General features: G+C 35.2%; 6 protein-coding genes and 1 CRISPR repeat array (1 of these 7 only partly in view). Of the genes, 3 read left to right on the top strand and 3 right to left on the bottom strand.

Annotated features, from left to right (window positions below; genetic code table 11):
* Window positions 1-17 precede the first annotated feature (17 nt).
* Genes SFB89_RS06460 through SFB89_RS06450 form a run of 3 tightly spaced genes read left to right on the top strand, consistent with a single transcriptional unit; the run spans window position 18 to window position 3,016 of the window.
* Window positions 18-1,781: an ABC transporter ATP-binding protein gene (locus SFB89_RS06460; RefSeq protein WP_331773866.1), complete on the top strand. Its 1,764-nt coding sequence runs from the start codon at window positions 18-20 to the stop codon at window positions 1,779-1,781.
* A gap of 1 nt (window position 1,782) precedes the next feature.
* Window positions 1,783-2,439 carry a lipid-binding SYLF domain-containing protein gene (locus tag SFB89_RS06455; RefSeq protein WP_331773865.1) on the top strand — a complete coding sequence of 219 codons (657 nt, stop codon included), beginning with the start codon at window positions 1,783-1,785 and terminating at the stop codon, window positions 2,437-2,439.
* A gap of 10 nt (window positions 2,440-2,449) precedes the next feature.
* The gene (locus SFB89_RS06450) at window positions 2,450-3,016 is read left to right on the top strand and encodes a DedA family protein (RefSeq protein WP_331773864.1); all 567 of its coding nucleotides are present in this window, start codon (window positions 2,450-2,452) and stop codon (window positions 3,014-3,016) included.
* Between the two features lie 17 nt (window positions 3,017-3,033).
* On the opposite strand, the gene SFB89_RS06445 is transcribed toward SFB89_RS06450, so the two are convergent.
* The 3 genes from SFB89_RS06445 to SFB89_RS06435 all read right to left on the bottom strand — a co-directional run bounded on the left by SFB89_RS06445 (window position 3,034) and on the right by SFB89_RS06435 (window position 7,161).
* A complete protein-coding gene (locus SFB89_RS06445; protein ID WP_331773863.1) occupies window positions 3,034-3,525 on the bottom strand; it encodes a peptidylprolyl isomerase in 492 nt (163 codons plus the stop codon).
* 38 nt (window positions 3,526-3,563) lie between these two features.
* A complete protein-coding gene (locus tag SFB89_RS06440) occupies window positions 3,564-5,819 on the bottom strand; it encodes a diguanylate cyclase (RefSeq protein WP_331776063.1) in 2,256 nt (751 codons plus the stop codon).
* Window positions 5,820-6,015: 196 nt separating this feature from the next.
* A complete protein-coding gene (locus SFB89_RS06435; RefSeq protein WP_331773862.1) occupies window positions 6,016-7,161 on the bottom strand; it encodes an iron-containing alcohol dehydrogenase in 1,146 nt (381 codons plus the stop codon).
* Window positions 7,162-7,277: 116 nt separating this feature from the next.
* Window positions 7,278-14,061: a CRISPR direct-repeat array (repeat unit 30 nt; unit sequence ATTTAAATACATCATATGTTTCGGTTCGAG); it runs 498 nt beyond the window's last position.

The raw sequence follows: 14,061 nt of genomic DNA, 5'->3' as shown, positions 1-14,061 counted from the left end.
CCTTCTATTGCATCTAAATGTATAGTTTTAAAACCTTTTTAACAGAAGCTAAAAAGTATAAGAAAGAGTTGATATATGCTAATATATTAGCTCTTTTGGCTGTTCTTGTTAGCACTCCCACCCCACTTATCATGCCTGTTTTAGTTGATGAAGTGCTACTTCACAAGCCTGGTGTCGTCGTACATACGATTGACAAGATTTTTGGTCACACGTCACCGGCTTATGTGTATGTGCTCATGATGCTAAGTTTGGTGATTGTGCTTCGAGCTTTCTTTTTTGTTTTTAACTTTTTTCAAACCAAGCTTTTTACAATCGTATCAAAAAATATCTCGTTCAAAATTAGGCAGGATTTATTAAATCATCTCAGTAAAGTCGCCATCAATGAGTTAGAGTATTTTGGTTCAGGCAAAAGTGCTTCATTGATGGTTGTGGATATCGAGACGATTGAAAACTTTCTGGGCAGTTTTGTGAGTCGTTTGATTATCTCTATTTTGACGATGATTGGCGTGGGTGTTGTCTTGCTCATGATCTATTGGCAGCTGGCACTTTTTATCTTGATACTCAATCCTGTCGTGGTTGTTTTGACGACGAAGATTGCCAAAAAGGTTTCGGTCTTAAAGAAAAAGCAAAATTTGAGTTTTGAAATCTTTCAAGAGGCCTTGAGTGAGACTTTGGAGCTTTTTGTCCAAATTCGAGCGGCAAACCAAGATAAAAACTTTTTTTCACGCGTGATTCACAACGCCAAAGAGATTAAAGAGAAATCCATCGAATTTACTTATAAAAGTGATGGGGCGAGTCGTCTCTCGTTTTTAGTTTTTTTATCAGGATTTGAAGTATTTCGTGCGACGAGTATTTTGGTGGTGGCGTATTCGGATTTGAGTATTGGTTTGATGTTTGGAATCTTTGGTTATTTGTGGGTCATGATGACACCGATACAAGATATTCTCAACATCCAATACACTTATCACAATGCCCAAAAAGCACTGGAGCGTATCAATACGATTTTTGCACTAAAATGTGAACCTCTATATGAGCATCATTTTGACCCCTTTAAGGGAGCGCATACCAACAAGATTGAAGTGCGGGATCTTAGCTTCGCATATCATAATTCCAAAAAAATACTCAATCATATCAATATGACGATAGAAAAAGGTAGCAATGTTGCTATTGTAGGTGCTAGTGGCAGTGGTAAAACGACGCTGGCAAATCTTTTGGTCGGCTTGTATGCTTTTGAAGAGGGTGATATATTGTACGATGGACGCTCTATCAAAGAGATTGGTTTGGATGTTGTGAGAGATCATGTCTATCTGGTCTTGCAAAATCCTCAATTGTTCAATAATACAATTCGAGAAAACCTGACTTTTGGTGTGGAAATAAGTGATGAAAAGTTGTATAATGCGCTAGAAATTGCCCAATTGAAAGATTTCATTGAAGGCTTGGATGAAAAGCTTGATACCCATGTGGGGCGCAATGGAATCAAACTCTCAGGAGGGCAAAGACAAAGACTCTCGATTGCACGGATGATTATTCAAGATGCTAATATTGTGATTTTAGATGAATCAACTTCGGCACTTGATGTCCATACTGAGAGTAAGTTGTTTGATGATTTGAGTGATTTTTTACAAGAGAAGACGACTATCATCATCGCGCATCGCTTGAGTACCATTCGCAAAGCAGACTATATCTATGTATTAGATAATGGTGTCATTGCAGAAGAGGGGACTCATGATAAATTGATGAGTTTGGAAGGAGTTTTTTATGGATATACGAAAGGGGGATAAAATGAAAAAATATCTGTTAGTATTAATATTTAGTGCTTTATGTGCGACACTTGCGGTGGCAGGACCACGAGAGCAGCTATTGGATTCTGCCAATATTATAAAAGAGATGGCACGCAGTAGTGATATGATACCTAGCACGGTACTAACTAAGGCTCGTGCGGTAGTTGTATTCCCTGATGCTAAAAAAATTGGATTTTTTTTAGGTGGAGAATTTGGACATGGCGTTGCGGTGATTAAAAAAAGTGACGGTAGCTGGGGAAATCCATTTTTCGTAACACTAGAAAGTGGAAGTCTGGGATGGCAATTTGGATTTGAGATGAACTCGATATTGTTGATTTTTAATACACAAAGTAGTGCAAATTCATTGCTTGAAAATAGTATGACCATGGGAGCAGATGCTTCGATCTCAGCAGGTCCATTGAGCCAAAGTTTTGAGAAAAATAGTAAAATAGACCTCAGCGCAGAAATTTTCTCCTATCGAAAAGCCAAAGGATTATTTATCGGCCTATCGCTCAAAGGGGCGGTTATTCGTCATGATAGCAGCCAAGACGTGGAATATTATGGCAATGGTATGAAAGCTTCAGATATTGTCATGATGCCTATCAAAGAAGACTCGTTTGCTATCAGAGAATTTCGAGCTGCTTTAAATTTATTATAAAAGGAACACTTTGCAAGATATACTTCATTCTCTATCGACTTACGGTTATATTGTCCTGTTTTTATACTCTCTAGGAGGCGGTATGGTCGCGTTGATAGCTGCTGGTGTTCTCTCTTATGGTGGACATATGGATTTGACTACGTCAATCTTAGTGGCATTTGTCAGCAATGCTTTGGGAGACTCAATACTATTGTATGTCAGCAGATACAATAAAGCACAAATGATGCCTTATCTCAAAAAACATAGGAGAAAATTGGCACTCAGCCATGTGCTTATGAAAAAATATGGTGATAAGATTATCTTTATACAAAAATTTATCTATGGTATTAAAACCTTGATTCCTATTGTGATTGGCTTCACGAAATATCCCGCGATGAAATTTAACATCCTCAATGCCATATCCGCACTACTGTGGAGTTTGATTATCGGAATAGCGAGTTATAAAGCGGGTGAAACACTGGTAAAAGCGAGCACCTATATCTCAGCACATCCTTGGATTGCACCATTGATTATTGCGGTATTGTTGGGATTGTTGTGGTTTTATATGAAGATGGCGACGAGAAAAAGAGTGAAATAATCACTCTTTTTAGCGGTTTATAGGGCGTCTTTAATCTCGACTTTTAAGATATCATCCCCTTGTTTGATACTATCTAATACTTTCATGCTGGCATCATCATCGGCTTCGATACCACCGAATATGGTGTGCAAACCATCAAGATGTGGTAAATTATCATAGCAGATAAAAAATTGACTACCACCGGTATTGGGACCAGCATGAGCCATAGAGAGTTTGCCTTTTTCGTGTTTACTGGTATTTTGATCACATTCACACGCGATATTCCATCCCGGACCGCCGGTACCTGTTTTATTTGGGCAACCTCCTTGGGCAACAAATCCTGGGATCACTCTGTGAAAATTCAAACCATTATAAAACCCATCTCGTGCTAATGTCGCAAAATTTGCCACAGTATTAGGTGCTTCATTGGCATAAAGCTTGATATTCATATCGCCGTTTTTTGTAGTAATGACGGCCCATTGGCATTTTGCTAATTCTTCTTGTGAAAAATCGTATTGTTTTAAACTCATAGTATTCCTTCTAAAAATTTTTTGAATTATATCTAAAATCATGTTTCTTTTCCATTTAATATATCTTGGATGTCCATCATCTCAGCACGATTTTTACCACTATTTTTGGCCTTATAGAGGGCATCATCTGTTAATTTTAGTGCGATATCTATAGGTCTTCCTTGGATTAAAAATCTTACGCCCACGCTTAAAGTGATGTGCCTTTCTCCACAAATAATCGTTTGTTTGATATCCTTTTGTATCTCTTGTACCAAGTTGTAAATATCATTGACGGCCGTATTGGGACATATCAACATAAACTCTTCTCCTCCCCATCTTCCAATCGTATCGGTACTTCGGATAGAGGTACTTATGAGGTGTGAGATGTCTTGGAGTATTTTATCTCCGGCAAGATGCCCATAGGTGTCATTGACCTTTTTAAAATCATCGACATCAAAAATTGCAAAAGAGCATTGGAGGCCATATCGATCGATGAGTTCTTGTTGTTGATTTAAAATTTCGTCAATTTTGAGTCGATTTGCTATTTGTGTTAGCTCATCGATTCTTGCGATATGCAACAGTTCTCTGTTGTGTTTTTTTAATTGCATCAGATAGAGAAAAAGTCCTGCAAATATGAGTAGTGAAGCGGTGAGAATCTCTACGATGAGACGTTTGTCGGTGCTGACTACTTGTTGTACTGAAATCCATCGATTGAAGATTTTCTGTTTTTCTGCTGGAGTAATATGGGTGAGTGTTTTTTGAAAGATATCTCTTAATATGGGCTCATCATTTCGTACACCGATGCTAATGTCATCATTTTCTTTTAATCTACCTGAAATTCTGAGTGAGCCTGCGAAGTGTTGTTGTATCTTTGGTGCGATGACAGTGAGGTCGTTGATATATCCATAGAGCGTTCCATTTTCGACTTTTTTTAGGCCATCCATATCATTTTCGACTTCTACGAGATTGATAGTATTGTTGGTTCTTTGTTTGAGAATTTCTATGATGGCCAAATCTTTGGTAACACCGAGTTTTTTTTCTTTGATTTTATCGATATCTTCGATAAAAGGTTTGTCATTTTTTGTAGCAATGACAATAGGAAAATGGAGGTAATTATCGGTAAAATTGATATATTTTCTTCTTTGTTTTGTATTGGTAATGGAGGCGGCAAAATCACATTTTTTTTCTTTGATTGCATTAAGACATGCGCCCCAGTCTTTGGTGGGATAGAGGACAATATTCATATTGGTCTTGTCTTTGATTAAGGTTATCATATCTCCAATAATACCGGTATGTTTGCCGTTGATGATACCTTCAAAGGGCATAATATCGGGATTTCCACAGACCTTTATGACGCCTTTTTTTGCGAGAAATTGTTGCTCTTTTTTATTAAATATGATGGGTTGATTGTTGATGGTATTCAAAATATCATCAAAAGTCAAAATTTTAGCCTCTTGCCCTGGTTTTAGTTTTCCACTTCTTACCAGTTGCTTGTAAATTCTACGCATGAGATCTTTATTGGTCTCACCAATATCGAAAAGATCTGTAAGCATTAAATTTTTTATCACTGTCGCTTCATACGTGAGTTTTTTGATATCTGCAGATGGACGATACTTCTCATGTATAATCATTGCGGTTTTCTTTGGATGTTCTAGTGCGTATTCCCACCCTTGTTTCGTCGCCATCAAAAACTTCTCTACCAATTTTGGATGCTGTTTTGCAAAGGTATCTGAGGTGAAGAGATTCATCGCATTGGTGACAAATCCATAGTCTGCAGGATCAATGATATTGTAGGGTATTTTCTCTTTTTTTAGATCATAAAGCTCATTTGAGACAAAAGCGCTGATGGCATCTACTTTTTTATTTTTAAATGCATTGATATTGTAAGAGTGCGGTAGATAGGTGTAGGGTATAGAAAAATGATTGAGCAGGAGTGAGAGTGAGCTATTTTCTGCCTCGTATGCGGTAATCATGATCTTTTTATTGCGAAGCATTGATGGTTTGGTAAGTGTCGGCTGTGTGATAAATACCAAGGGTGATTTTTGTAAGTATGTGGCCAAAAGCACGGCGGGTTGAAGGTTGCCATCATTGTCATAAATCAATGAGGTATTGATGAGTCCAAATGTCGATTTTCCCGATAGAATATCCTCGGTTATATTGATGCCTTTTTTGTATTCTTTGATGGTGATATCGAGTCCGACGTCTTTATAATATCCCCTTTCTTTTGCCATAATGATACCAGCATGTTGAAATTGGTATTTCCAATCAAGTTGTATACTAAGAGGTGTCAAAGGAGCGTCAGCAAAAAGATGCATGATTAGCAAAAGTAAGAAAATAATATTTTTTTTCATGTATAAGATTGTAGCATAAAAATCGGCCGATTTTTTGTGAGATTGTACAATAAAGTGATTTATTGATTAATATTTTATAAATACTAGTACTAAAGAAGAGAAAATCAGGAAAAATATAAAATTTCTCCTGATGAGTATGATACCTTTGTGAGATGAAATATCAGGCTTTTTTTAATATTTCAGCGATAACTTCTTGGGTATAAAAATCACCCAAACCCCAAACGCTTGCTAGAGCATTGGCGTTGGTGGCAAGTGCTGTGATTCCTTCTCTTGGGATATTAAGTTGTGCCAAAGTGACGGGTGCTCCAATTTTTGCAAACCAATTTTCAAGTTTTATGATGCCTTCATCAGCATCTTGCGTGTTGAAGATTTCTTTGGCAAAGCGTTGAAATTGGGCGATGTTGTTTGCTTTGTACCATTTCATCCATGCGGGGATTACCACTGCCAATCCAGCACCATGAGGGACATTGTAGAGTGCTGATAGGGCATGCTCAATCATATGATTTGGAAAGCTTCCACCACCGGTACCTGCTGGAGTGAGGCCATTGAGTGCTTGTATCGCTGTCCATGCAAATTCAGCTCGTGCGTCATAATCTGCTGGATTTTTTATCAATATTTCTGTTGTTTCCATGACGGTTTTGATGATGGATTCGACAATTCTTGAATTAAAATGTGGATGTACTGTCGCGGTGAAATAAACTTCGATAGAATGTGCGATGATATCGACCGCCGAATATGCGAGATAATCTTGGCTGACGGTGGCCATGAGCTCTGGATTGATGATGGATATCTTTGGATTGACCAATACTGAAGCGATAGAGTATTTTTGTTTGGTTTCATCATTGATGATGACTGCATTGCCATTCATCTCACTGGCTGTTGCTGAGAGTGTCATGACCGTAAATACGGGCAATGCATCGGCTATTTTAGCTTTGTTGATGAAAAAGTCCCAGACATCACCATCATATTTAGCGCCCGCTGCGATTGATTTGGCACTATCTGCCACAGAACCACCACCGACACCTAAGACAGCTTGGATACCGTGATTTTTTGCGAGTGCAATCCCTTCATTTACTTTGCTTAACAATGGATTGCTTACTACTCCTGAGAGTTCTTCAAATTCTATATTACTCTTTTTTAAAGAGGTGATGATTCTCTCATAAAGACCTGTTTTTTTGATACTACCTCCACCGTAAACTAGAAGTATTTTTTGAATCCCTGATGCTTTGATATAAGCACCAATATTGTTTTCTTTGCCCTTGCCAAATTCTATTTTTGTTGGATTGTAATAGGTGAAATCATTCATGCGTTACCTTTAAAGTTAATTTAGTGAGAATTATATACCCTATCTACTTAATTACACCTTACGTTACTTTATGTAAGTAATGTATCATGATGTAAAAATTAAAAGTTAAATATTTGACTGAAATACATCATATGTTTCGGTTCGAGTAAAAGAAGAATGACTGCGGTCGGAGTTGATTGGTAATTTAAATACATCATATGTTTCGGTTTGAGCTATGAGTCCTAAAAATTCGAATAAAGCCGTGCAAAATTTAAATACATCATATGTTTCGGTTCGAGTTATTTGTTACACTCTTTTTAACTTTTCTGTAATATATTTAAATACATCATATGTTTCGGTTCGAGAGATTAATTCTTGAAAATGACAAGCCTTTTATATAATTTAAATACATCATATGTTTCGGTTCGAGCATGTAGCTCTATAACTAAAAGGTATATTAGGGATATTTAAATACATCATATGTTTCGGTTCGAGGGTTCGGAAGAGTTTATCCAAAAAATTGCGATGGTCATTTAAATACATCATATGTTTCGGTTCGAGTTACACCTCGTAAGGAACGTCAAAGCCATCCCCCGATTTAAATACATCATATGTTTCGGTTCGAGTATCATTTTGAGATATTATCTTTTTGCCGCTCACAGTATTTAAATACATCATATGTTTCGGTTCGAGAAGAGTTGAATTATCATCAAATGATGAGACTTTGACATTTAAATACATCATATGTTTCGGTTCGAGTATTGACTCTTCTCAATAAAATGGATACGGTGTTTCTATTTAAATACATCATATGTTTCGGTTCGAGAGAAGGGGTCGATAAACTCATCCCCCTTCAAGAAGTATTTAAATACATCATATGTTTCGGTTCGAGACAGTTAAGCTATTTGCTTATCGATTTGGGATTCGAATTTAAATACATCATATGTTTCGGTTCGAGTTTAGAACCATCACCGCTTAAAATAGCAGAAGGATATTTAAATACATCATATGTTTCGGTTCGAGTTACCATCAGAAAATTTTGCACTAATACCCGTAGTATTTAAATACATCATATGTTTCGGTTCGAGGAATACTTCAGCTCCGATTAGTAATATTAATAATAAATTTAAATACATCATATGTTTCGGTTCGAGTGAAGATGTATATAGTTGATTTAGAAAAAGTCTCATTTAAATACATCATATGTTTCGGTTCGAGCTAGTGTGAAAAATGTTCCGTATCTTTCCAGTACTGATTTAAATACATCATATGTTTCGGTTCGAGCTGATTCTATGTATTTAAAATTCAATATAAATGAATTTAAATACATCATATGTTTCGGTTCGAGGGATTATGAAAAAATAAATAAAAAGAGTAAAAGAATTTAAATACATCATATGTTTCGGTTCGAGACAATAAATTAATAAATAACGACAAACTTGCTAAATTTAAATACATCATATGTTTCGGTTCGAGACATTAACACAAAATAAAGCTATCCACAAATATTGATTTAAATACATCATATGTTTCGGTTCGAGTAACACAAGAAATTAATGCAACAAATTCTATTAAATTTAAATACATCATATGTTTCGGTTCGAGCCACACCGAGTATATACATTGTTAGGATTTAAAAATTTAAATACATCATATGTTTCGGTTCGAGCCTTTTTTTTTGCTTAATATCGTTATACATACTTTTATTTAAATACATCATATGTTTCGGTTCGAGAGTTTTAACAAATCATTTTTTAACCATTCCCCACAGAATTTAAATACATCATATGTTTCGGTTCGAGCTGCGGACTACATCGCCATTTGCACCCACTACTTTTGATTTAAATACATCATATGTTTCGGTTCGAGTAAAAAGTTTGGTCTTACTGCTGTTATTATTATAATATTTAAATACATCATATGTTTCGGTTCGAGTCGAATCCAAAATCGATAAGTAAATAGCTTAAATATTTAAATACATCATATGTTTCGGTTCGAGTTTAGAAAATCTAAAGCGAAAACACTTCCTATCTAATTTAAATACATCATATGTTTCGGTTCGAGAAAAGGTTAAAAAATAGGGGTGTTTCTTCTTTACTATTTAAATACATCATATGTTTCGGTTCGAGAGAGTGAGAAAATAGATGATGATTTAATACATACATTTAAATACATCATATGTTTCGGTTCGAGCCACACCGAGTATATACATTGTTAGGATTTAAAAATTTAAATACATCATATGTTTCGGTTCGAGATTGTTCGAGGTATAGACTTTTTGCAGGCCAGAGTATTTAAATACATCATATGTTTCGGTTCGAGCTATGGCTAAAGAAACTTTAGATATTGATTTGTAATTTAAATACATCATATGTTTCGGTTCGAGTAAAAAAGATAAATCAGCAGATGCGGCAGTTGTAGCATTTAAATACATCATATGTTTCGGTTCGAGTATTTGTTACAGCACCCGAAGGATCTTTTGTAACAATTTAAATACATCATATGTTTCGGTTCGAGTTTGTGTTCCGCCTACTGTCACAAATCCTGAGCCATTTAAATACATCATATGTTTCGGTTCGAGTCTTGTAGGGCATTTAAATAGCTATAAATAAGCTTATTTAAATACATCATATGTTTCGGTTCGAGGGGTGGGAATTGTTTCCTACTCGACGACCATATTAATTTAAATACATCATATGTTTCGGTTCGAGAATATAAAAATCAGTTTGGTGAGTGGGTAGCTGCATTTAAATACATCATATGTTTCGGTTCGAGATATTACATGCGGTACATGTGGATCTTTAGACGGATTTAAATACATCATATGTTTCGGTTCGAGAAAACCTATGGTGTGTAACACTATAACCTATGGTGATTTAAATACATCATATGTTTCGGTTCGAGCCGCTACGTTTTTGTGTTGCTCCGAAACTTTAGCCATTTAAATACATCATATGTTTCGGTTCGAGAGAGATAATTTTTGCACAAGAGTATGATATTGACTAATTTAAATACATCATATGTTTCGGTTCGAGCTTAACCGCTACCGCCATGTCTGTATATGTTGTTATTTAAATACATCATATGTTTCGGTTCGAGCATCAGAAAACAGCTTGAGATACAATGTCAAGTGTAATTTAAATACATCATATGTTTCGGTTCGAGTCTGCATCTGGTTGATTAAAAAGATAAGCACTAGGATTTAAATACATCATATGTTTCGGTTCGAGTTAACTCTTATAATTTCTTTTTCTTTTGCTGATGTATTTAAATACATCATATGTTTCGGTTCGAGATGCTAAAAGACAGAGAGTATATAACAGAAACAAAATTTAAATACATCATATGTTTCGGTTCGAGTTTTATGTATTCTATCCGTTACACCTACTAATAATATTTAAATACATCATATGTTTCGGTTCGAGCAGATGTCCCAAGAGAGGGCAACTATTCTACATAATTTAAATACATCATATGTTTCGGTTCGAGCGTCTACACATACATATATAGAGTGCGGCTTCATATTTAAATACATCATATGTTTCGGTTCGAGTGCTGTAAATAACTTCGGTTTATGGTTGGGTGTAGAATTTAAATACATCATATGTTTCGGTTCGAGAATTTCCGTCTAATACTTTTAAAGGCTTATCGATTATTTAAATACATCATATGTTTCGGTTCGAGAAGTTCTTAAAGGAGCCCGTCACGACGTCCATCGATTTAAATACATCATATGTTTCGGTTCGAGCTGCGTATAATTTTATCGCCTAGAATTTAAAATCAATTTAAATACATCATATGTTTCGGTTCGAGTTAACAATATAGAAAAAACTAATATGTCGCAAGTTGATTTAAATACATCATATGTTTCGGTTCGAGTCACTCTATTTGTAATTATAACATTATGGCTAAAAGATTTAAATACATCATATGTTTCGGTTCGAGTAGGCACGGACGCCAGAGCTCAAAATATTTATGTCAAATTTAAATACATCATATGTTTCGGTTCGAGGAAACCAGGTAGCCAATTTTGAAGGCGCTGAATAGGATTTAAATACATCATATGTTTCGGTTCGAGCATGCCCAGCTGGAACATTAACTAATATATCAGAATTTAAATACATCATATGTTTCGGTTCGAGAGTAACTCCAAAAGGCATTTTAACATCCATAAGAGAATTTAAATACATCATATGTTTCGGTTCGAGTTACCTCGTCATAAGATTCAAAAGTGTAATAATTAAATTTAAATACATCATATGTTTCGGTTCGAGCTCTTAAATTTAATTGTTAGTCACTAAAGGCAACATTTAAATACATCATATGTTTCGGTTCGAGAGTTAAGTCCATCCCATAAGGGGGGTCTGTGATAATATTTAAATACATCATATGTTTCGGTTCGAGATAACCGTAAGAACAAACAGAAGCACATTGGCCATATTTAAATACATCATATGTTTCGGTTCGAGCCTTTTGCAGAGGAGGGCGATAGAAACTCTATCCCCGAATTTAAATACATCATATGTTTCGGTTCGAGTTGATGAAGCACAACAATATTTCCCAAAAAAGTTTTCATTTAAATACATCATATGTTTCGGTTCGAGTATCTTCTTGTTCTACCACCTCAGTGTTGTTTGCTCTATTTAAATACATCATATGTTTCGGTTCGAGCTCTTGATTTGAAACATTTTGGTATTGTTCAAAAATTTAAATACATCATATGTTTCGGTTCGAGAGTTTAAAACCAAAAAGTATTATACCACAAAGCTGAATTTAAATACATCATATGTTTCGGTTCGAGTATAGTGGAGTATAGAACATACGGAAAAGAAAACGATTTAAATACATCATATGTTTCGGTTCGAGGGTTGGTTATATTGCTGTTTCGGTTGCTGATGTCCTATTTAAATACATCATATGTTTCGGTTCGAGGTGCCATATCGGTAGTCATTGCATTCAACATTCTATATTTAAATACATCATATGTTTCGGTTCGAGTTTGGTCTGGTGTCAAATCGGGGGGAAAATAAGACTATTTAAATACATCATATGTTTCGGTTCGAGCGAAACTGGAGAAAAAAGCACATACAACTTTAGCGTATTTAAATACATCATATGTTTCGGTTCGAGCAGTATCGGGAATTGTCGCCATTGTCGTTGCGAAGAATTTAAATACATCATATGTTTCGGTTCGAGATACTGCTCCGTGCAAGAAACGGTTGAATGGACTATTTAAATACATCATATGTTTCGGTTCGAGAGGCGCAGCAGACATCGATGATATAGGAGAATAACAATTTAAATACATCATATGTTTCGGTTCGAGTTATATTCGAGTACTATCAAACATCGATTATGAAAAATTTAAATACATCATATGTTTCGGTTCGAGTTGAATTTGCAGCATGTACATTCTCGGAATTTCTCCAATTTAAATACATCATATGTTTCGGTTCGAGCACTACCGTTCTTCTTTCGAATTCAGTATTATAGTTATTTAAATACATCATATGTTTCGGTTCGAGCGTACGCGCCAATGAATCTAAATCTCAAAAACTTAAATTTAAATACATCATATGTTTCGGTTCGAGACGGATGCAGTCTCAGGGGTGGGATATTAGACGTGGATTTAAATACATCATATGTTTCGGTTCGAGTTGCCAATGTCAATGTTGCGTATCCGTCCTCGATATTTAAATACATCATATGTTTCGGTTCGAGAGGTTTTATTAGTGTAGAAACTAAATCAGCTAATCCATTTAAATACATCATATGTTTCGGTTCGAGGTATCGACTTCGCTGTCCCCGTGGCTATCGGCGCCCATTTAAATACATCATATGTTTCGGTTCGAGCATAACGCTTCCAAACTGGGACAGAGGCAGAAAATTATTTAAATACATCATATGTTTCGGTTCGAGCCTTTGCAGGGTGGCACCGTTAGAGGTTAATCTTCATTTAAATACATCATATGTTTCGGTTCGAGAAGAAGTGCCTACAATTACACTTTCAGGATTAAGATTTAAATACATCATATGTTTCGGTTCGAGTTATTTGATTGTAAAACTTTTTTATCTCTCAAAAATATTTAAATACATCATATGTTTCGGTTCGAGTGAAGCCTAGCCACTTAAGCAAATCTCCAATGGCATTTAAATACATCATATGTTTCGGTTCGAGCTATTTCTTTTTCGCTATAATCTATCACTTTTGATGATTTAAATACATCATATGTTTCGGTTCGAGTTATGTACACTTTCACTACAAGAATTAAATTTTTGATTTAAATACATCATATGTTTCGGTTCGAGATGTTGCAAAAACACATCGACTATGCAAAAGAATATTTAAATACATCATATGTTTCGGTTCGAGAGATAAATTTACTCGTGTGGCAGAGCTTCAAAAAGATTTAAATACATCATATGTTTCGGTTCGAGTTAACTTGTGATATCGTGATGTTCCCTTCAATGTTATTTAAATACATCATATGTTTCGGTTCGAGTTCAATAATGTGGGAGTGCTGAAAATAACAGACATAATTTAAATACATCATATGTTTCGGTTCGAGCTCATTAAATAGATAAAAGGTGCTGCATATATAAAAATTTAAATACATCATATGTTTCGGTTCGAGGATAATAGTATAACAAGAGTTTACATGTTAAGTAAATTTAAATACATCATATGTTTCGGTTCGAGCTCAAATATATATAAAAAAATCATTGTAGGGCATTTATTTAAATACATCATATGTTTCGGTTCGAGTAGTGCAGATGCTGCTGAAGCAATTAAAAATCAACATTTAAATACATCATATGTTTCGGTTCGAGATACCGCATCTATACTATACAAATTTTCTTGATGAATTTAAATACATCATATGTTTCGGTTCGAGAAATATTACATGCGGTACTTGTGGA

It is taken from the genome of Sulfurospirillum sp. 1612, from assembly GCF_036556685.1.
Lineage (GTDB): Bacteria > Campylobacterota > Campylobacteria > Campylobacterales > Sulfurospirillaceae > JAADIZ01.
This window is presented reverse-complemented; position numbering and strand designations above follow the sequence as displayed.